Source organism: Micromonospora sp. WMMD754 (assembly GCF_049315235.1).
Lineage (GTDB): Bacteria > Actinomycetota > Actinomycetes > Mycobacteriales > Micromonosporaceae > Micromonospora > Micromonospora sediminicola.
Genome location: NZ_CP186058.1, coordinates 829470 through 849632 on the forward strand (window position 1 = coordinate 829470; position 20163 = coordinate 849632).

Below are 20163 nucleotides of genomic sequence, written 5' to 3' on the forward strand. Positions count from 1 at the left end.
CACGACCGCACGCGCCTCGCGCGAGGTGGCACACTGCCCGGCATGGCACGCACGCTGAGCCGGCGGACACTGCTGACCGCCGCCGGAGGGATCGCCGGCGCCGGCCTGGTCGGCGGCCTGGCCGCCCGGCAGCTCTCCACTGCCCGGCCCGGACCGGAACCCACAGTGCCGGACGCCCCGGCCGGGGACGAGCGGCTGATCCGGATCGCCTCCGGCGCCCGCGGGCGCGAGGTGGACTTCTGGACCGCCGTGCCCGAGGGGTACGGCGACGGCCGCGGCCTGCCCGTCTGCCTGGTCCTGCACGGCGCCTCGGCCACCCCGCGCGACTACGGCCGGTTCGGGCTGGCCCGCTTCCTCACCGACGCGGTGCGGCGCGGCGCCCCGCCGTTCGCGCTCGCCGGAGCGACCGGCGGCCGGCTCTCCTGGCGTCCCGCCGGCGACGACGACCCGCGACGGATGGTGCGCGAGGAGGTGCCGGCCTGGTGCGCCCGGCGCGGCTTCGACATCAGCCGGACGGCCGTCTGGGGCTGGTCGATGGGGGGCTTCGGGGCGCTGCTGCTGGCCGAGACGTACCCGGGCTGGCTGAGGATGGCGGCGGCCTTCTCACCCGCGGTGCGCCCCGGCGACGCGGTCTTCACCGGCGTGGACAAGCTGCGCGGCACCCCGGTCGGGCTCTGGTGCGGCCGGCAGGACAACTTCCTCTCCGACGTCCGCGCGCTGGCCCGGGTGCTGCCCGAGAAGCCGGTACGCGCGGCCTGGGCCGACGGGCGGCACAACTTCGGCTACTGGGGCACCGTCCTCCCGGACGCGTTCGCGCTGATCGGCGCCGCGCTCACCCCGCCCCGGCCGTGAACGGGCCGCGGACGTGAACCGCCCCCGGCCGCACGGGCCGGGGGCGGGACCAGCCGGTCAGTACGAGTAGAAGCCCTGGCCGGTCTTGCGGCCCAGGTCGCCGGCGGTGGCCATGCGCTGGAGCAGCTCCGGCGGGAAGAACTTCTCGTCCGCGGTGTCGGTGTAGATGTTGCGGGTGGCGTTGAGCAGCACGTCCACCCCGGTCAGGTCGACCGTGGCCAGCGGGCCCATGGCGTGCCCGAAGCCCAGCTTGCAGGCGGTGTCCAGGTCCTCGGCGGAGATCACGCCGGACTCGACCAGCTTGACCGCCTCCATCGCCAGCGCGCAGATCAGCCGGGTGGTGACGAAACCGGCGATGTCCCGGTTGACCACCACCACGGTCTTGCCGATCTCCTCGGCGAACGACCGGGCGGTGTCCATGGTCGCGTCACTGGTCTTGTAGCCCCGGACCAGCTCGCAGAGCTTCATCATCGGCACCGGCGAGAAGAAGTGGGTACCCACCACCGACTCCGGGCGCTCGGTGGCGGTGGCGATCTGGGTGACCGGGATGGCCGAGGTGTTGGTGGCCAGCACCGCGTCCGCCTTGCAGATCTTGTCCAGCGCGCGGAACACCTCGTGCTTGATCTCGATCTTCTCGAAGACCGCCTCGACCACGATGTCCGCGTCGGCCGCCGCCTCCAGCTCGGTGGTCGGGGTGATCCGACCCAGCGTCGCCTCGACGTCGGACGCCTCGATCCTGCCCTTCTCGGCGAACTTCGTCAGCGACTTCCGGATGCCGTCGACGCCCCGCTTCGTGGCCGCGTCGTCCACGTCGCGCAGCGTCACCTGCCAGCCCGCCTGCGCCGCCACCTGGGCGATGCCCGAGCCCATCAGCCCGGCACCGACGACCGCGAGTCGACCCGCCATCTGCTTCTCCCTCGCCGTGTTCTGGAATGTCCTCCAGAACCCTACTTAACGAGGGATAAGGGCCGTCAGATGGCCAGGTCGGGTTCCTCCGGCGCGGTGCCGCGCTCCACCTCGACGCCGAGCGCCCGCAGATCCGCCACGAAGTCCGGGTAGCCCCGGTCCACGTGGTGCACGTGCGAGACCTCGGTCGTCCCGTCGGCGCACAGCCCGGCGATGATCAGGCCGGCGCCGGCCCGGATGTCGGTGGCGCGTACCGGGGCGCCGGAGAGCCGCTCCCGGCCGCAGACCAGGGCGTGGTGCCCGTCGGTCCGGATCTCCGCGCCGAGCCGCATCATCTCGTTGGCGAACATGAACCGGCCGTCGAAGATGTTCTCGGTGATCAGCGAGCCGCCGTCGCTGACCGCCGCCAGGCCGATCGCCATCGGCAGCAGGTCGGTGGCGAATCCCGGGTACGGCAGCGTGACCACGTCGACCGCCCTGGGGCGGTCGTCCATCCGTACCCGGAAGCCGTCGCCCCGGGTCTCCACCAGGCCGCCGGCCGTGACCAGCTTGTCCAGCGCGACCTCCAGGTAGGCCGGGTCGACGCCGGTCACGGTGACGTCCCCCCGGGTCATCGCGGCCGCGAACGCCCAGGTGCCGGCGACGATCCGGTCCCCCACCGTGGCGTGGCGGACCGGACGCAGCTCGGGTACGCCGACGATGTGCAGCGTCGAGCTGCCGGCGCCGGAGATCCGTGCGCCCATCCGGTTGAGCATGGTGCAGATGTCGACGATCTCCGGCTCCCGGGCCGCGTTGTCGATCGTCGTGCCGCCCCGGGCCAGCACCGCCGCCATCACCAGGTTCTCGGTGGCGCCCACGCTCGGGAAGTCCAGCACGATGTCCGCGCCGTGCAGGCCGTCCGGGGCCTCGGCGATGACGAAGCCGTGCTCGCCGGAGATCTCCGCGCCCATCCGGGCCAGGCCGGCGATGTGCATGTCCAGGCCGCGCGAGCCGATGGCGTCGCCGCCGGGGTGGGCCACCCGGACGTAGCCCCGGCGGGCGAGCAGCGGGCCGAGCACGCAGATCGACGCGCGCAGCCGGCGGACCAGGTCGTAGTCGGCCTCCGCACCGGGTCGCTCCGGCACGTCGATGACGACCGAGCGGGACCGTTCCACACCGCCGCGGGCCACCATCGGGTCGACCGGGTCGTCCGGGCCGAAGCGTACGCCGCAGCCGAGCCGGCGCAGCACCTCGCCCATGATCGCGATGTCGGTGATCCGGGGCACGTTGGTGATCACGCTGCGGCCGGGCGCGAGCAGCGCGGCGGCCATCAGCTTCAACGCCGAGTTCTTCGCGCCCACCACGTGCACGGTGCCGGCCAGCCGGGCGTCCCCCCGTACCCGGATGACGTCGACGTCGCTGATCGCCGGGTCGCCGGCGTCACCCGGCCCCACCGCGGTCGACCGGTCCGGCCGCACCGGGATCGTCAGGTCCGGTATCCGTAGGCTGTGCGTCATGGCCGTCCACCTCACGCGCATCTACACCAAGGCCGGCGACGCCGGCATGACCAGGCTGAGCAACAACGAGCAGGTGCCGAAGACCGATCCGCGGATCGCCGCGTACGCCGACGTGGACGAGTGCAACGCCTCGATCGGCGTCGCGCTCGCCCTGGGGCAGCTCCCGGACGAACTGCGGGCGGTGCTGGAGTCCGTGCAGAACGACATGTTCGACGTCGGCGCGGACCTGGCCACGCCGGTGGAGCCGGACCCGAAGTATCCGCCGCTGCGGGTCACCGAGGAGTACGTCGAGCGCCTCGAAGGCTGGTGCGACGAGTACAACGCGCGCCTGAGCAAGCTCGACTCCTTCATCCTCCCCGGCGGCACCGCAGGCGCGGCACTGCTGCACGTGGCACGGACGACCGCCCGGCGCGCCGAGCGTGCGGCATGGGCGCTGGTCGCACACGACCCCGATCGGACCAGCCCCCTCCCGGCAAAGTATCTCAACCGGCTCTCCGATCTGCTCTTTATCCTGTCAAGAACGGCAAATCCGGACGGAGACGTGCTATGGGTGCCGGGCGGGAAGCGCTGACCGTCGGCGGCCTGCACCACGTGGAGGCCCGGTTACCCGCCCTGACCGGAGTCAGACCTGCCCGGTGTCGGCTTCTCCGCATACCGGGTCGGACCCGATAGATCCACGTTCAGCAGCGGTCGATCGCGCCCCGGCGGACGGGCGCGGTCCGACCGGCCCCCGGCCGCCGCGAGCCCGGCCGGCGGCGGGTCGGGCTGCCCCGGCCACGGACCGGCCCGGAGCAGGCGCGGTGCACGGTGCGCCGTCGGCGTACCCGCAGCCGCCGGAACCCCAGCGCGAGCGCGACCGCCGCGACCACCGCCACCCCGGCGGCGGCCGGCACACCGGCCGGCAGGCCGCCCGCCGCCCAACCGACGAGCACCGTGCCGGGCACCCAGACGACCACCGCCAGGCCGTCGGCGAGCACGAACCGGCGGTACGGCAGGCCGGCGGCCCCCGCCACCCGGGGCACCAGCGTCCGCACGAACGCGGTCCAGCGGCCGAGCAGCACGGCGCTCCCACCCTTGGCGGCGACCAGCGCCTCGGCGCGCCGCCACCGCTCCTCCCCCACCCGACGGCCCAGCGGTCCGCGCCGCAGCCTCGGGCCGAGCAGCCGCCCCTCCAGATAGCCGAGCTGGTCCCCGGCGAACGCGGCGGCGGTGGTCACCGCCAGCGCGGCGCCCAGGTCGACGCGACCGGCGCGGGCCAGCAACCCCACCGTCAGCATGGTGGTCGCGGCCGGCAGCACCACACCGGCAAGCAGCCCCACCTCGCCGGCGAGCACCGCCGCCGCGACCAGCAACAGGAGGCCCGGCGGCAGCGCGTCGAGCCGGTCCACCAGGGAATCCAGGAAGGTCATGCCTACCAGCGTCGCGCCCCGGCCGGGCGACGACGTCCTGCCCACGGTCGGGCCGGGTCCTCCGGGTGGCCGGTCGCCGCCCTAGGGTCCACCCGGATCCGGCACCGGGTTGAAGCCGTCGTCGACCAGGCCGAGCCGGTGCGCCACCACCGCGGCCTGGACCCGGTTGCGCAGCTCCAGCTTCTCCATCGCGGCCGAGACGTGGGTCTTCACCGTGGTCACCCCGAGGTGCAGCCGCGCCCCGATCTCGGCGTTGGACAGCCCCGCGCCGACCAGCGCCAGCACCTCCCGCTCCCGGGGCGTGAGCAGGCCGAGCCCGGCGGCGGCCGGGTCCGGGGCGCGCTCGCGGTCGTGCGCGGCGAGCGCCCGGCGCAGCACCCGGGCCAACACCGGCGCGGCGAGCAGCGGCTCACCGGATGCCGCCCGCCGCACCGCGTCGACCAGATCCTCGGGGGCGCCGTCCTTCACCAGGTAGCCCTGCGCGCCGGCGCCGAGCGCACCGTAGACGTTCGCGTCGTCGGCGAACGTGGTCAGCACCAGCACCCGGGCCGCCGGCTGCTGCCGCAGGATCCGCCGGGTCGCCTCGATGCCGTCGAGCCGGGGCATCCGCAGGTCCATCAGGATGACGTCCGGCCGCAGCCGCTCGGCGAGCCGGACCGCCTCGTGCCCGTCCCCCGCCTCGCCGACCACCTCGAAGCCGCCGGCCGTCCGCAGCACCAGGCCCACGCCGGCGCGGACAAGGGCCTGGTCGTCGACCACCAGCACTCTGATCATTCGTTCTCCCTGATCGGCAGTCGGACCCGTAGCCGCCAGCCGCCGCCGTCGGTGCCGCCCGCGACGAGCGTCCCACCGAGCAGGCCGACCCGCTCGCGCATGCCGCGCAGGCCGTGGCCCGACACGGGCAGCCGGGTACGCGGGCGCGCCGGGCCGCTGTCCAGCACCTCCAGGAGGAGCGCCCCGTCGGTCACCCGGACGTCGACCGAGACGACCGCGCCCGGCCCGGCGTGCTTCAGGCTGTTGGTCAACGCCTCCTGCACGACCCGGGCCGCGGTCGTCCCGACCACCAACGGCACCCGGTGCAGCATCTCCGGCATCCGCACCTGCACCGCCAGGCCGGCCTCGCGTACCCGCCGGGCCGCGTCGCGGATCACCTGGACCGGCTCGACCTGCGACTCCGCCGGTTCCACCGCGTCCGGGTCGCGGAGCACCTCCAGCAGTTCCCGCAACTCGTCCAGCACCTGCCCGGCGGTGTCGCGCAACTCGCCGAGCGCCGTCACCGCCTCCTCCGGCCGGCCGGTGTGCTGCACGGCGTACCGCGCCGACCCGGCCCGCAGCGCGATCGCCGCGACGTGGTGGGCGACGATGTCGTGCAGGTCGCGGGCGATGGCCGTCCGCTCGGTCAGCCGGACCATCCGCGCCTCGGTCGTCCGCCGCTCCTCGGCCTCCCGGGCCCGCTCCTCGGCCGCCGCCGCCGCCTGCCGTACCCCGCGCAGATAGCGGCCGAACGTCACCGGCGCGGCGGCGAACCCGGCCAGCATCAGCACCCGGAGCACGCCGACACCACCACGGAGCAACTCCGCGTTCCCCGGGTCGATCACGTTGACCAGCGTCACCGCCAGGAAGAGCCCGTACGCGACGGCGGTGCCCGGCCATCCCGAGCGGTACGCGACGTAGCCCAACGCCACCGAGGCGGCGAACTGGGCGGTGTCCGCACCGGTCACCGTCACCGTGTCGGCGACGACCAGCAGCGCCGACGTGGCGAGCAGCACCGGCCACGGCCAGCGGCGCACCCCGATCAGGAGGAGCCCGGCGAGCACCGCGAAGACGCCGGCCCACGCCTCGCGCGGGATGCCGGGTATCACGATCCGGGTGCTGATCAGACCCAGGGCGGCCGTGCCGAGCCCGAGCAGCAGCTCGGGCCACCCGGTCCACCGCCCGCCCCTCATGCGGCCACGATACGGAGCGGGAAGGGCAGGTCGGCCCTTCCACCGGCCGGTGCCCCTCCTCCGACTGGCCGGTGTGCCGGCCCACCGCACGAGACCCCGACCGCGTACGCCCGCCTAGCGTCGGTGACCGTGATCAGCGACGCCCCCGCCTTCCTCGGCCAGTTCGCCCGGCACCCGCTCGCCACCGGCGCGGTGCTGCCCAGCGGATCGGCGCTGGCCCGGGACATCACCGCCGCCGTCCCCCGGACCGGACAGCCGCTGGTGGTCGAACTCGGCCCCGGCACCGGTGCCTTCACCCGGACCATCCAGCAGCGGCTGGCCGGACGCGGCCAGCACCTGGCGGTCGAGGTGAACCCCAGCTTCGCCGCCGCGCTCTCCCGACGTCACCCGGCCGTACAGGTCATCCGCGCGGACGCCGCCACCCTCGACCGGGTGCTGTCCGACCGGCACCTGCCCGCCGCCGACGTGGTGGTGAGCGGGCTGCCGTGGGCGGCGTTCGGCGCGGGGCGTCAACTCGCCGTCCTCGACGCGGTGCTGCGGACGCTCCGGCCGAGCGGCGCGTTCACCACGTTCGCGTACCGGCACGCGCTCGCGACGCGGCCGGCCCGTCGCTTCCGGCGGCTGCTGACCGGAGCCTTCGAGGAGGTGACCGTCGGCCGGACGGTCTGGTCGAACGTGCCACCGGCCCTGGTCTACCACTGCCGCCGGCCCGTGCCGCGCTGACATGCGAAAGGCCGGCACCCCGTGTTCGGGGTGCCGGCCTTCGGTCTTACTTGGTCCAGTGCTCGGCCACGATGTCGGTGGCCTGCTTCTCCCACTGCGCGTACGCGTCCGGGTAGGCGGAGACCTGGACGGTCTGCGCAGCCTCGGTCAGCGGCATCTTCTCCCAGCCGTCGACCTGCTTCAGGCCCTTGAGGAACGCCAGGGTCGAGTACTCGGGGTCGGTGATCTGCTCCGGCGTGCCCCAACCGCTCGACGGGCGCTGCTGGAACAGGCCCAGCGAGTCGTGGTCATTCTTGTCGCCGAGGTGCCCGAGGTTCTCCAGCTTCGACTCCTGCAGGGCGGTGGCGATCGAGATGACCGCGGCCCGCTCCGGCAGACCGGCCTTCTTCGTCGCGGCGATGATCGCCTTCGCGTTGGCCAGCTGCTCGTCGTTCAGGTCGATGCGCGACTGCTCACCCTGCACGGACGCGACAGCCACGACCGGCTTGGCGGCGGTGTGGGCGGTGTCGGCGTGGGCGGCGACCGGACCGGCGAACACACCACCGGTGAAGGCCAGACCAGCGATACCAAGGATGCTCTTACGCAGGATCGTGTTCATGAGAGGGCTCCATTCGGGGGTCAACACACCCGGGGGGGTGTGGGCACCGTCAGGCGCTCAAGAAGTCTTGGGGGGGGGGACCCGGCACGCTCGTGGAGCCTGGGGGTCAGCTCACGGGGCCGGGGATGTCCGGTTGGCTCGCGGGGCGGGGGGCCTGCACGCGGCGCCGGGATGATGTGTAACGACCGGCGGCCGGCCGTCATTCCCCCGGGGGCGGGGGTGGCGGCTCGGGGGTGTTCGCCTGCTCGGTCGTTCACCCGTCTACAACGCCACCCAGCCCACGACGATTCCGCGCCCAGGGTGCCGCCCACCACCACCGAACCGGACAACGACCCCACACAGGCCGGGCGGGTGGACCACCACGGGTGCATCCGGAACCCCGCAGACACCCATGACGTTCCACCCACCGGCCGCCAACCCCGCGCGTGGAACACCAATGGGTGCACCCGGCCGCGGAGACACCCATGACGTTCCACCCAGCGCCCGCCAACCCCGCGAGTGGAGCACCATAGGTGCATCCCGGCCGCGGAGACACCCATGACGTTCCACCCAGCGCCCGCCAGCCCGGCCAGTGGAACACCATGGGTGCATCCCGGCCGCCGAGGCACCCATGACGTTCCACCCAGCGCCCGCCAGCCCGGCCAGTGGAACACCATGGGTGCATCCCGGCCGCCGAGGCACCCATGACGTTCCACCCAGCGCCCGCCAGCCCTATCGGTGGAACGCAGTGGGTGTGTCCCGGCCATCGAGACACCCACGGCGTTCCATCCAACGCCCGGCAGACCCACGGGTGGAACGCCATGGGGTGTCCCGCCCCCGCAGACACCCACACCGTTCCCCCCGGCGCAAGCCAACCCCGCGAGTGGAACACCACGGGGCGCATCCCGACCCCGCCACGTTCCACCCACCACCCACAAACCCCCACGGCACGTCGATCAAGGAGTTTGTGTCGACAATCGCCCGGAGGCACTACACAAACTCCTTGATCAACCAGTCGGTCGAGGAGGGAGGGCGCGGGGGCGGGCGCGTGGCGACAGGGCGAGATCTTGAAAGGTAAGGGCCGCCAGGAGGGCGCTCAGCTTCCAAGATCTCGCGACGCCTAGTTCGGTGCCGGGACCGGGACGGAAGCGGCGTCCGCGTGCGGAGGCGGAGCGCAACGACGTGGAGATGGTGTGTCCGGCCGGGGGTGATCCCGCCACCTCGCCGCAGCGGAGTCAGTCGGACCGCTCGGACGATGGCTGGGGTCAGGCGGCGGGCCAGTCCTGAGAGGCCAGACGCGGCGAGACCGCCCCCGGAGGGGCGGCCTCGAGCCAGGAGAGAAATCCGGTGACCGTGGAGCGCGCCATGGCGATCTCGACCGGAGCGTGGTGACTGGTACAGCGGAGGATCACCCAGTCGGACGGCATGGAGAGGCGCTCCTGCCCTTCGGGCAACCGGCGCCGCTCCACCGCGAGCCCCTTGCGGGAGAGCACCCGCTTCGGGCGGAGCGCGAAGCTGAACATGCGGTACCAGCGGAGTTCGTCGCCGACGAAGCGACCGAAGCCGGGGGACCATCCGCGACCGTCGAGCACCGTGGTGACCCGGACGCTCAGTCGGATGATGCCCCCGCTACGGGTGAACAGGGCCCGCCGGACGAAGAGAACCAGAAGCGCGACGACGACGACCGCGACGCCGATTCCGATCCCTTCGACGATCTCCATCGGCGGGTCGGCTCAGCGGGCCGGGGTGGCCGGGGTGGCGCTCTCGGCCAGGACGGTCACGCCCTCGCCGGTCACCGACAGGAAGCCGCCGGCGACGTCGTACGCGACCTGCTGGCCACCGGCCTGCTTGATGCGCACCTGGCTGGGCTCCGCGAGCTGGCCGAGCAGGGGCGCGTGCCCCGGCAGCACACCAAGCTCACCCTCGGTCGTCCGGGCGACGACCATCTCGGCCTCGCCGGTCCAGACCTTCTCCTCGACGGCTACGAGCTCGACGTGAAGCTGCTGTGCCACGCTGTCTCCTTGCTGCGGCGGCGGATTGCCGAAAGTCTAGTCGCGCCCCCGCCGCCCACCCAACGCGGGTGGTGAGAGCCGGGCCACGACGGCCCCGCACCCGCTCAGGCTACTTGGTCTTCTGCTTGAAGTCGGGGTGCTCCAGCAGGAACGCGTCCAGCTGCTCGGCGCGCAGGGCCGCGAAGAAGTCGTCGGCCGGGGGCAGCAGTTGCTCACCTCGGTAGGCGCTGCCGCTGCCGATCGGGCCGCCCGGCAGCTTGATCGTCTCGATCGCGTCGGGGCGGATGCCCTTCAGTGCCACTCCGAAGTCGACCACGCTGTTGCCTCGGCCGTTGAAGATCAGCGACTGCCCGGCCGCGCGCAGCACCCGGTCCAGCTTGATCGGGTTGGCCACCACGTCGGCGCTGAACGCCTGGCTCACCATCGCCTTGACGAACTGCTGCTGGTGCCGCTGCCGGCCGTAGTCCGCGTCCGGTACACCGTTCTTCGGGTAGCGCTGCCGCACGTAGTCCAGGGCCTGCCAGCCGTTCAGGTGGGCGTTGCCCTTCTCGTACTTGGCCTGCGGGCCGAGGTAGCCCCCGCCGCCGGGCTTGAGCTGGCGGGGCGTGCCGTCCGGCTTGAGGTGCTCGGACTTGACGTCCCGCTCGATGTACATGTCGACGCCGCCCATGGCGTCGACGATCTTCTTGAACCCGCTGAAGTTGATGATGGCGCCGGCGTCGAAGCGCTTGATGCCGGTGACCTGCTGGACGGTCTTCGCGAGCAGTTCGAAGCCCTGCGCCGCGCTCGGGTTCTTGCCCGGCACGTTGCTGCCGTGGGACATGGCGGCGTTGATCCGGTCGGTGCCGCCGGCGTAGTCGGCCTTGGGGAAGGCCGGGATCTCCACCCGCAGGTCGCGCGGGAGCGAGAAGAGGTAGCCCCGGTCCATGCCGGCCGGCACGTGCAGGATCATGATCGAGTCGGAGAGCGGGCGGGCCGTCGGGGTGCGGGGGTCCACGCCGACCAGGAGGATGTTGAGCGGCCCCTTGATGTCGCTCTTCTTCTCCGTCGCGCCGGCCGCCTGGTCGCCGAAGAGGTCGCCCTTGCCGACCGAGCCCTCGTAGCGGGCGACCAGGGCGTGATAGCCCACCAGCACCGAGCCGCTGAGCACCATCATGACGATGCCGAGGATGGTGCTGACGCGGGCCCACCGGGGCACGCCACGCCACATGGACCGCTTGCCGCGGTCCGTGCCGCCCTTACCCACGAGCATCTCCAATCGTCGCGCCCACGAGGAGGAGACGGGCGCGGGGGTCCGTTTCGTTGCAGAGATCGACGGTCGGGATGTGAAGTCGTGTCAGGAACGGTACCGCGCGCGTCGGCGAACCGCTTGCCGGTGAACCGGGCATCTGGTAGAGAGGCGCCCTGAACAGGCGAAGGCCGCCCCGACGATCGTCGGGGCGGCCTCCGTGGGTGTGATCGGGCTCTCAGCCCTCCTCACCCATCAGCTCCTTGGCCTTGGCCTTGAGGTCCTCCAGGCCACCGCACATGAAGAACGCCTGCTCCGGGAAGTGGTCGAACTCCCCCTCGCTGATCCGGCGGAAGGCGTCGATGGTCTCCGCGATCGGAACCGTCGAGCCCGGGACGCCGGTGAACTGCTCGGCGGCGTAGGTGTTCTGCGAGAGGAACCGCTCGATCCGGCGGGCGCGGCCGACGGTGAGCTTGTCCTCCTCGGAGAGCTCCTCGATGCCGAGGATGGCGATGATGTCCTGCAGGTCCTTGTAGCGCTGCAGGATCCGCTTCACCTCGGTGGCGACGGCGAAGTGCTCCTCGCCCACGAACTCCGGGGCGAGGATCCGGGACGAGGACGCCAGCGGGTCCACGGCCGGGTAGATGCCCTTGTCGGAGATCGACCGCTCCAGGTTGGTGGTCGCGTCGAGGTGGGCGAACGTGGTGGCCGGCGCCGGGTCGGTGTAGTCGTCGGCGGGCACGTAGATCGCCTGCATCGAGGTGATGGCCTGGCCCCGGACGGAGGTGATCCGCTCCTGGAGCTCGCCCATCTCGTCGGCCAGGGTCGGCTGGTAACCCACGGCGCTCGGCATGCGGCCGAGCAGCGTGGAGACCTCGGAACCGGCCTGGGTGAAGCGGAAGATGTTGTCGATGAAGAGCAGCACCTCCTGCTTCTTCACGTCGCGGAAGTACTCCGCCATGGTGAGCGCGGAGAGCGCGACCCGCAGCCGGGTGCCCGGCGGCTCGTCCATCTGGCCGTAGACCAGCGCGGTCTTGTCGATGACGCCCGACTCGGTCATCTCGGCGATGAGGTCGTTGCCCTCACGGGTGCGCTCACCCACGCCGGCGAAGACCGAGGTACCACCGAAGTTCCGGGCCACCCGGGTGATCATCTCCTGGATGAGCACCGTCTTGCCCACGCCCGCGCCGCCGAACAGGCCGATCTTGCCGCCCTTGACGTACGGGGCGAGCAGGTCGATGACCTTGATGCCGGTCTCCAGCATCTCGGTCTTCGGCTCCAGGTCCGCGAAGGCCGGAGCCTTGCGGTGGATGCCCCAGTGGTCGTCGGCGTTGATCGTCTCGCCCTCGGTGAGGTTGAGGCACTCGCCGATCGCGTTGAACACGTGGCCCTTGACCGCGTCGCCGACCGGCACGCTGATCGGGGCGCCGGTGTCCCGCACGTCGGTGCCGCGGACCAGACCGTCGGTCGGCTGCATCGAGATGGCGCGGACCAGGTTGTCACCCAGGTGCTGGGCGACCTCCAGGGTCAGCGTCTTCTCACCACCGGAGAGCGTCACGTCGACGTGCAGGGCGTTGAACAACTCCGGCATCGCGTCACGCGGGAACTCGGCGTCGACGACCGGGCCGATGACCCGGACCACGCGACCCGTGGCCGTCTTGGTCTCAACTGCGGATACAGTCATCACACTTCACTTCCCGACGCGGCCAGCGCGTTCGCGCCGCCGACGATCTCACTGATCTCCTGGGTGATCCCGGCCTGACGGGCCGAGTTCATCTCGCGCGTGTACTTCTCGATCATCTCTTCGGCGTTGTCGGTGGCGCTCTTCATCGCCCGCCGACGGGCGGCCGACTCGCTCGCCGCCGATTCCAGCAACGCCGCGTAGATCCGCGTGTTGATGTACTTCGGCAGCAGGGCGTCGAGCAGCGACTCCGGCTCCGGCTCGAACTCGTACGCCGGAAGCAGGCCCTCGGACCGCGGGCGGTCCTCGACCTGCATCGGGCCGACGATCCGGGTCACCGGGTTCTGCGTCATCAGGGACTTGAACTCGGTGTAGACGATGTGCAGCTCGTCGACCCCGAGGATCCCGTCCGCGCCGGCGCTGCCGTCGGTGTCGTCCGCGCCGGCGGTGAACGCCTTGATCAGCGTCTCACCGACCTCGCGGGCGTCCTCGAACGACGGCTGCTCCGAGAATCCGGTCCAGCTGCCGGCGATCTCCCGGTTGCGGAACCGGTAGTACGCCACGCCCTTGCGACCGATGACGTAGAGCACCGGCTCCTTGCCGTCGGCGCGGAGCCGGGCGATCAGCGACTCGGCGGTCCGGATCGCGTTCGAGCTGTAGCCGCCGGCCAGACCCCGGTCGGACGTGACCAGCAGGACGCCCGCCCGCCGCACCCGCTCGCGCGGGGTGAGCAGCGGGTGGTCGATCCGCGCGTTCGAGGCCAGCGCCGTCAGCACGCCGGTGATCGCCTCGGCGTACGGCAGCGAGGCCGCCACCTTGGCCTGGGCCTTGGCGATGCGGCTCGTCGCGACGAGCTCCATCGCCTTGGTGATCTTCTTCATCCCCTTGGCGGAACGGATCCGCTGTCGGAGAACGCGTACCTGGGCGGCCATCGGATCAGCTCTCGGCCGGGCGGTCGGTGGTGCCGTCGCGGAAGCGGGTCACCGTCTCGCGGGTCTCCTCGCCCTCCAGCGGCTGCGCCGGCGCGTCGTTGACCCGGACCTCGTCCTCCTTGCCCAGGAAGACCTGCTTGAACTCGGCGATGGCCGAGTCCAGCGAGGAGATGATGTCGTCGTCCCACTTGTTGTCCGCGATCGCCGCGAGCACGCCCTCGTGCTTGTGCCGGAGGTACTGCAGGAACTCCGACTCGAAGCGGCGGATCTCGCCGACCGGGACGTCGTCGAGCTTGCCCTCGACGCCGGCCCAGACGGAGACGACCTGCTCCTGCACCGGGTACGGCGAGTAGTTCGGCTGCTTGAGCAGCTCGACCAGGCGGGCGCCACGGTTCAGCTGGTTCTGCGACGCCCGGTCCAGGTCGGACGCGAAGGCGGCGAACGCCTCCAGCTCCCGGTACTGGGCCAGGTTCAGCCGGAGCGAACCGGCGACCTTGCGCATCGGCTTCACCTGCGCGGCGCCACCGACCCGGGACACCGAGGTGCCGACGTTGATGGCCGGTCGGACGCCCTGGTTGAACAGGTCGGTCTCGAGGAAGATCTGGCCGTCGGTGATCGAGATGACGTTGGTCGGGATGAACGCCGAGATGTCGTTCGCCTTGGTCTCGATGATCGGCAGGCCGGTCATCGAGCCGCCGCCCAGCTCGTCGGAGAGCTTCGCGCAGCGCTCCAGCAGGCGGGAGTGCAGGTAGAAGACGTCACCCGGGTAGGCCTCGCGGCCCGGCGGGCGGCGCAGCAGCAGCGACACGGCGCGGTACGCCTCGGCCTGCTTGCTCAGGTCGTCGAAGATGATCAGGACGTGCTTGCCGCCGTACATCCAGTGCTGCCCGATGGACGAGCCGGTGTAGGGCGCGAGGTACTTGAAGCCGGCCGGGTCGGAGGCCGGGGAGGCGACGATGGTGGTGTATTCCATCGCGCCGGCCTCCTCCAGCGTCCCCTTGATGGAGGCGATGGTGGAGGCCTTCTGGCCGATCGCGACGTAGATGCAGCGGACCTGCTTGGTCGGGTCGCCGGAGCGCCAGTTGTCGCGCTGGTTGAGCACCGCGTCCAGGGCGACCGTGGTCTTGCCGGTCTTCCGGTCGCCGATGATCAGCTGGCGCTGGCCACGGCCGATCGGGGTCATCGCGTCGACGGCCTTGATGCCGGTCTGCAGCGGCTCGAACACCGACTGCCGGGCCATCACGTTCGGGGCCTGGAGCTCCAGCTCGCGGTAACCCTCGTTGGCGATGTCGCCGAGGCCGTCGATCGGGTCGCCGAGGGCGTTGACCACGCGGCCGAGGAAGGCGTCGCCGACCGGAACCGAGAGCACCCGGCCGGTGCGCTTGACGCGCTGCCCCTCCTCCAGCTTGGCGGAGTCACCCAGGACGACGACACCGATCTCCCGGACGTCGAGGTTCAGCGCCACGCCGAGCGTGCCGTCCTCGAACTCCAGGAGCTCGTTGGTCATGGTCGAGGGCAGGCCCTCGACGTGGGCGATGCCGTCACCGGTGTCGGCGACGGTGCCGACCTCCTCGCGGGAGACGTCGGTCGAGTAGGAGGAGACGTAGCGCTCCAGGGCGCCGCGGATCTCCTCCGTCGAGATGGTCAGCTCGGCCATCCTCTGCTTCCTTAAAGTTCAGGGGCCCGGGATACCTAGTACCGACCGGTCCGATGGCGTCGAATCAGGGCTGCTAAGACGCTGGTCAGCGCTTCGCGAGCGCGTTGCGGGTCTCGTTGAGGCGGCGCAGGACGGTGCCGTCGTACAGGTCGGAGCCGACCCGTACGCGCACCCCGCCGAGCACGTCGGGGTCGACCGTCTGCTTGACGGACACCTCCCGACCGTACATCTCGGTGAGGCGGGCACCGAGGCGTCGCTCCTCCTCGTCGGTCAGCGGGGCCGCCACGGTCACGTACGCGACCTGCCGGTCCCGCCGGTCGGCGGCCAGCTCGACCAGCCGGGTCAGCGCTCCGCTGAAGGAGCGCCCCCCGAAGCCGGCGAGCGCGACCTCGACGAGGCGGACGGTGACCGGCCGGGCCTTGCCGGAGAGCAGCTGCTGGGCCAGGGTGGCCCGCCGCTCGACCGGGGCCATCGGGTCGGAGAGCGCGTTGGACAGCTCGGTGGAGCCGGAGACGACCTGCCCGAAGCGGAACAGCTCGTCCTCGACCTCGCCCAGCTCGCCGGCCGAGTCGGCGCTCGCCAGGAGCGCCTCCACGCCCAGCCGCTCGACGCCGTCGAGCAGCTGGGACGGGGCCGACCAGCGGCCGGAGACCAGCGTGGTGAGCAGGTCGAGCGCGTCCGCGCCGACCTTGCCGCCCAGGATCCCGGTGAGCAGCGCGCTGCGGTCCTCGCCCGAGCGGGCCGGGTCGGAGAGCGCCCGGCGCAGCCGCGGCTCGCGCCGCAGCAGGGCGGCGACGGAGAGGATGTCGTCGGCGGTGGAGGCCACCGCCGACGGCTCCGCGCCGCGGGCGTACGCGTCGAGGCGCTCGGCCCCGACCTTGTACGACTCCCGGCTGGCGGCCTGCATCAGCGGGCCCCCGTGCTCTCGAGACCGCTCAGGAACCGGTCCACGGTGCCCTTGCGACGCGCCTCGTCGGCCAGCGACTCACCGACGATCTTGCTGGCCAGGTCCACCGCGATGGTGCCGACCTCGGTGCGCAGCTCGCGCACGATGGTGGCCCGCTCGGCGGCGAGCTGCTCCTTGCCGGCCGCGATGACCCGGTCGGACTCCTCGCGCGCCTTGGCGAGGATGTCCTGACGGATGCCCTCGGCGTCGGCCCGGGCGTCGTCGCGGATCTTGGCGGCGTCGGTACGCGCCTCCGCGAGCTGCGCCCGGTACTGCTCGAGCAGCTGGTTGGCCTCGGCCTGGGCGGCCTCGGCGCGCTTGATGCCACCCTCGATCGCGTCGACCCGGGCCTGGAACGTCTGCTCCATGCGCGGGAAGACGAACTTCATCAGCACGAAGCAGAGCACGATGAAGGCGATCCCACCGACCACGATCTCCTCCCAGACGGGAATGATCGGGTTGTGGGTCGTCTCACCACCCTCAGCGGCGAGGAAGAACATGGAAGACCTCCCGGTCGATGGGGGGCTGGATTAGAGCTGGCCCTGCCAGATGAAGCCGAACGCGATGCCCAGCAGCGCCAGGGCCTCGATGACGGCGAAGCCGATCCAGACGTACGGCAGGGTCATCCGGGACGACTCCGGCTGACGGGCGGTCGACTGGATGTAGGCCGAGAAGACCAGGCCCACGCCGATGCCCGGGCCGATGGCCGCGAGACCGTAGCCGATGGCGGCGGTGCTGCCCTCTACCGCGGCGTAGATGTCCATTGGTTGGTTCCTCCTGGTTATCACGCGTGACTCTCACGCGGGACGACAACGGTTGGTGCGAAAGAACGGATCAGTGCTCGTCGGCGAGGGCGCCCTGCACGTAGCTGGCGGTCAGCACCGTGAAGACGTACGCCTGCAGACAGATCACCAGGAACTCGAGGAAGGTCAGCGCGATCGTCATCGTCCAGGACAGCACCGAGACCGGTGCCAGCCAGGCGTTGGCGCTGATCATGGCGAACCCGCCGAGCGTGAAGACCAGCAGGAGCATGTGGCCGGCGAACATGTTCGCGAAGAGACGGACGGCCAGCGAGAACGGCCGGACGATGAAGGTCGAGAAGAGCTCGATCGGGATCAGCAGCGGCAGGATGAACCAGGGCGCCGGCGGAACCAGAGAGTTCTTGAAGTACTTCACGAAGCCGTGGTGCCGGATGCCCACGTAGTTGAACATCACGTAGCTGATCACGGCGAGGAAGGCCGGGAAGGCGATGTGCGAGTTCGGCGAGATCTGGAAGAACGGCACGATCGCGAAGAAGTTCGTCAGCAGGATGAAGCAGAAGAGCGTGGTGAAGTACGGCGCGAACCGCACCCCCGCGTGCCCGATCATGTCCACCGCGATGTTGTTGCGCACGAAGCCGTAGATGGATTCGGCGAACCACTGCTTCTTGGTGGGCACGAGCTGCGGGTTCCGGTAGCTGACCAGGAAGAAGATGATCAAGATACCGACGGCGACCCACACCATCGCCGTGATCTTGGTGAACCAGTACGAGTTCTCCGCACCCCAGGGCAGGATGCTGGGCAGGTAGAAGTCCCCCACGCTCGGTGGGAATTCCGCCTGGCCCTGAGCCAGGACGTTCGCCTGTCCGAACACCGCGTCCCTTCCTATGTAGGCGTGCCCAGCCGGCGGACGACCAGGATGATGCCCCCGGCCATGCCGAGCACGACCCCGATGCCGGTGGCGATGCCGCCGGTATCGAGCCAACGGTCGACCAACCAGCCGATGAAACCCCAGACGAGCATGCCTCCGATGAGGTATGAGAGCGCGGTCCAACCCTGACCGGCACCGGACGGAACGTCGCCCGGGCCGCCAGTGTTGGGGGGTTTCTGGTCACCGGCCATGACGGGGCGAACGATATCAGTCGAGCAGAAGAGGTTGTGCCTCACCCCCCGCACAACCTGGTTGTGTGGGACACGGGCGGGCGAAGTCGTCTGGAGGCACCGTACTCCTCCCCCGCCACTGAGAGAATGACCGATCGCGGACACACCGGCGCGTCGCCCGAAGGGTGGGACAGCTCAGCGCGCCTGCCGTCGCGCGTGGACGGTGGCCAACCACCAGATGTGCACTCCGGTCCAGACCACGACACCCGCCGCGACGCCGACGCAGAACGGGATCAGCCCCGGCCAGCCGGTCGAGGCGACCAGCACCATCACCCCGCCCAGCGCGGTCATCTTGGCCACGTAGAGGCCCAGCCCGAGCGGCAGCACCAGCTGCGGGTCCCGGGCGTCCGCCCAGGCCAGCACGACGGTGGTCAGCGTGTAGCTGGCCGCCGTGACCGCCACCCCGGCCGCCGCGCCGAGCGCGCCGTCCGCGCCGCGCCACACCCCGCCGGCCACCGCCGCCACCGCGGCCACGACCGCCACCGCGGCCAGCAGCACGGGCAGGTGACGCAGTCGCCAGCCCCGGTCCGCGGCCGCCTCCGCCGCGCGCGTCCCCGGCTCAGCCACGGGGGTACGCCGGGAACGCGGTGACCAGCTCGGTCACGTCGGCGGCGATCCGGGCCAGTTCGTCGGCGCCCCCGGGCGCCTCCGGATCGGTTCGCACCGCCCGGCCGACCAACGCCGCTATCCGCCGCATCTCTCCCTCGCGCATGCCCTGCGTGGTGACGCTCGGGGTGCCCACCCGGATGCCGGAGGCGACCATCGGCGGCTGCGGGTCGTACGGGATCGCGTTCTTGTTGAGCGTGACGCCGGCGGCGTCGCAGCGCGCCTCGGCCTCGGCGCCGGTCACGCCGGCCTCCCGCAGGTCGAGCAGGGCCAGGTGGGTGTCGGTGCCGCCGGAGACCGGGCGCAGGCCCTCGGCGGCCAGCCCGTCGGCCAGCGCGCGGGCGTTGCCGACCACCTGGGCGGCGTAGGTGCGGAACTCCGGCTGCGCGGCCTCGCGCAGCGCGACCGCCTTGGCGGCGACCGCGTGCATCAGCGGGCCGCCCTGGGTGAACGGAAACACCGCCTTGTCGATCCGGGCGGCGAGCGACTCCCGGCACAGGATCATGCCGCCGCGCGGGCCGCGCAGCACCTTGTGGGTGGTCGCGGTGACCACGTCGGCGTGCGGCACCGGCGACGGGATCGCGCCGCCGGCCACCAGGCCGATGAAGTGGGCGGCGTCCACCATCAGGTACGCGTCGACCTCGTCGGCGATCTCGCGGAACCGAGCGAAGTCGATCAGGCGGGGGTACGCGGTCGCGCCGCAGATGATCAGCTTCGGCCGGTGCGCCCGGGCCAGGTCGCGCACCTCGTCGTAGTCGATGGTCTCGGTGTCCGGCCGCACCGGGTAGCCGACCGGGTGGAACCACTTGCCGGAGAAGTTCACCCGGCTGCCGTGGGTCAGGTGGCCGCCGTGCGGCAGGTCCATGGCGAGCACCGTGTCGCCCGGCTGCACCAGGGCGGCGTACGCGGCCAGGTTGGCGCTCGCCCCGGAGTGCGGCTGGAGGTTGGCGTGCTCGGCGCCGAACAGCTCCTTGGCCCGCGCGATACCCAGTTCCTCGGCGCGGTCCACCTCGGCGCAGCCGCCGTAGTAGCGCCGGCCCGGGTAGCCCTCGGCGTACTTGTTGGTGAGCGTGGAGCCGAGCGCGGCCAGCACCGCCGGCGACGTGAGGTTCTCGCTGGCGATCAGTTGCAGGCCGCCACGCAGCCGGTCCAGCTCACCCAGCACCACCTCGGCGATCTCCGGGTCGACGGTGCTGAGCTGCTGGAAGTCCGGTCCCCAGAAGGTGTCCCTCGCGTTCTCCACAGCGAAGGAGTCTACGGAGCCGCACACTGG

22 protein-coding genes are annotated in these 20163 nt (G+C 71.7%); 3 read left to right on the forward strand and 19 right to left on the reverse strand.

The genetic code is table 11. The features are described from left to right. Positions 1-42 precede the first annotated feature (42 nt). Entirely contained in the window at positions 43-852 is an 810-nt protein-coding gene (locus tag ACN27B_RS03880) for an alpha/beta hydrolase (RefSeq protein ID WP_422743518.1), read from the forward strand. 57 nt (positions 853-909) lie between these two features. On the opposite strand, the gene ACN27B_RS03885 is transcribed toward ACN27B_RS03880, so the two are convergent. Together ACN27B_RS03885 and murA are read right to left on the reverse strand one after the other, a co-directional pair. Then, entirely contained in the window at positions 910-1758 is an 849-nt protein-coding gene (locus tag ACN27B_RS03885) for a 3-hydroxyacyl-CoA dehydrogenase family protein (protein WP_091571292.1), read from the reverse strand. A gap of 65 nt (positions 1759-1823) precedes the next feature. Then, complete coding sequence (gene murA / locus ACN27B_RS03890) at positions 1824-3254, reverse strand: UDP-N-acetylglucosamine 1-carboxyvinyltransferase (protein ID WP_091571286.1); 1431 nt, start codon at positions 3252-3254, stop codon at positions 1824-1826. Between murA and ACN27B_RS03895 the strand changes: the two genes are divergently transcribed. After that, on the forward strand, positions 3253-3825 hold the full coding sequence (locus tag ACN27B_RS03895) for a cob(I)yrinic acid a,c-diamide adenosyltransferase (protein ID WP_047893386.1): 573 nt from the start codon (positions 3253-3255) through the stop codon (positions 3823-3825). The genes murA and ACN27B_RS03895 overlap by 2 nt on opposite strands. 109 nt (positions 3826-3934) lie before the next feature. Here ACN27B_RS03895 and ACN27B_RS03900 read toward each other — a convergent pair whose 3' ends face one another. From ACN27B_RS03900 to ACN27B_RS03910, 3 genes are all read right to left on the reverse strand, one after another. Then, positions 3935-4663: a DedA family protein gene (locus ACN27B_RS03900; protein ID WP_422743521.1), complete on the reverse strand. Its 729-nt coding sequence runs from the start codon at positions 4661-4663 to the stop codon at positions 3935-3937. 81 nt (positions 4664-4744) lie between these two features. After that, positions 4745-5437, reverse strand: a complete 693-nt coding sequence (locus ACN27B_RS03905; RefSeq protein ID WP_099163879.1) for a response regulator — start codon at positions 5435-5437, stop codon at positions 4745-4747. Further along, positions 5434-6609, reverse strand: a complete 1176-nt coding sequence (locus ACN27B_RS03910) for a sensor histidine kinase (RefSeq protein ID WP_099163878.1) — start codon at positions 6607-6609, stop codon at positions 5434-5436. The genes ACN27B_RS03905 and ACN27B_RS03910 overlap by 4 nt, the downstream gene beginning before the upstream one ends. A 129-nt stretch (positions 6610-6738) precedes the next feature. Between ACN27B_RS03910 and ACN27B_RS03915 the strand changes: the two genes are divergently transcribed. Further along, positions 6739-7332, forward strand: coding sequence for a class I SAM-dependent methyltransferase (locus ACN27B_RS03915; RefSeq protein ID WP_216642303.1), 594 nt, complete (start codon positions 6739-6741; stop codon positions 7330-7332). A 46-nt stretch (positions 7333-7378) separates the two neighbouring features. Here ACN27B_RS03915 and ACN27B_RS03920 read toward each other — a convergent pair whose 3' ends face one another. From ACN27B_RS03920 to glyA, 14 genes are all read right to left on the reverse strand, one after another. Further along, positions 7379-7930, reverse strand: coding sequence for a hypothetical protein (locus ACN27B_RS03920; protein WP_422743524.1), 552 nt, complete (start codon positions 7928-7930; stop codon positions 7379-7381). Positions 7931-9174: 1244 nt separating this feature from the next. After that, a complete protein-coding gene (locus ACN27B_RS03925) occupies positions 9175-9630 on the reverse strand; it encodes a DUF2550 domain-containing protein (protein WP_099163876.1) in 456 nt (151 codons plus the stop codon). A gap of 12 nt (positions 9631-9642) precedes the next feature. Continuing rightward, complete coding sequence (locus ACN27B_RS03930) at positions 9643-9921, reverse strand: F0F1 ATP synthase subunit epsilon (RefSeq protein WP_047893558.1); 279 nt, start codon at positions 9919-9921, stop codon at positions 9643-9645. A 109-nt stretch (positions 9922-10030) separates the two neighbouring features. Then, entirely contained in the window at positions 10031-11173 is a 1143-nt protein-coding gene (locus ACN27B_RS03935; RefSeq protein WP_099164927.1) for an LCP family protein, read from the reverse strand. A gap of 214 nt (positions 11174-11387) precedes the next feature. Further along, complete coding sequence (gene atpD / locus ACN27B_RS03940; protein WP_099163875.1) at positions 11388-12833, reverse strand: F0F1 ATP synthase subunit beta; 1446 nt, start codon at positions 12831-12833, stop codon at positions 11388-11390. Continuing rightward, a complete protein-coding gene (locus ACN27B_RS03945) occupies positions 12833-13762 on the reverse strand; it encodes a F0F1 ATP synthase subunit gamma (RefSeq protein WP_099163874.1) in 930 nt (309 codons plus the stop codon). The genes atpD and ACN27B_RS03945 overlap by 1 nt, the downstream gene beginning before the upstream one ends. Positions 13763-13766: 4 nt before the next feature. Further along, positions 13767-15419, reverse strand: coding sequence for a F0F1 ATP synthase subunit alpha (gene atpA, locus ACN27B_RS03950; RefSeq protein ID WP_099163873.1), 1653 nt, complete (start codon positions 15417-15419; stop codon positions 13767-13769). An 85-nt stretch (positions 15420-15504) separates the two neighbouring features. Continuing rightward, positions 15505-16326 carry a F0F1 ATP synthase subunit delta gene (locus ACN27B_RS03955; RefSeq protein WP_099163872.1) on the reverse strand — a complete coding sequence of 274 codons (822 nt, stop codon included), beginning with the start codon at positions 16324-16326 and terminating at the stop codon, positions 15505-15507. Continuing rightward, a complete protein-coding gene (locus tag ACN27B_RS03960) occupies positions 16326-16865 on the reverse strand; it encodes a F0F1 ATP synthase subunit B (RefSeq protein ID WP_091571235.1) in 540 nt (179 codons plus the stop codon). The genes ACN27B_RS03955 and ACN27B_RS03960 overlap by 1 nt, the downstream gene beginning before the upstream one ends. A 30-nt stretch (positions 16866-16895) precedes the next feature. Then, complete coding sequence (locus tag ACN27B_RS03965; RefSeq protein WP_091571232.1) at positions 16896-17129, reverse strand: ATP synthase F0 subunit C; 234 nt, start codon at positions 17127-17129, stop codon at positions 16896-16898. 70 nt (positions 17130-17199) lie between these two features. Then, complete coding sequence (gene atpB, locus ACN27B_RS03970; RefSeq protein ID WP_091571229.1) at positions 17200-17997, reverse strand: F0F1 ATP synthase subunit A; 798 nt, start codon at positions 17995-17997, stop codon at positions 17200-17202. Positions 17998-18008: 11 nt separating this feature from the next. Beyond that, positions 18009-18245 carry an AtpZ/AtpI family protein gene (locus ACN27B_RS03975; RefSeq protein ID WP_091577014.1) on the reverse strand — a complete coding sequence of 79 codons (237 nt, stop codon included), beginning with the start codon at positions 18243-18245 and terminating at the stop codon, positions 18009-18011. 174 nt (positions 18246-18419) lie between these two features. Then, the gene (locus tag ACN27B_RS03980) at positions 18420-18851 is read right to left on the reverse strand and encodes a hypothetical protein (RefSeq protein WP_422743529.1); all 432 of its coding nucleotides are present in this window, start codon (positions 18849-18851) and stop codon (positions 18420-18422) included. After that, positions 18844-20133, reverse strand: a complete 1290-nt coding sequence (gene glyA / locus ACN27B_RS03985) for a serine hydroxymethyltransferase (RefSeq protein WP_422743531.1) — start codon at positions 20131-20133, stop codon at positions 18844-18846. The genes ACN27B_RS03980 and glyA overlap by 8 nt, the downstream gene beginning before the upstream one ends. Positions 20134-20163 lie beyond the last annotated feature (30 nt).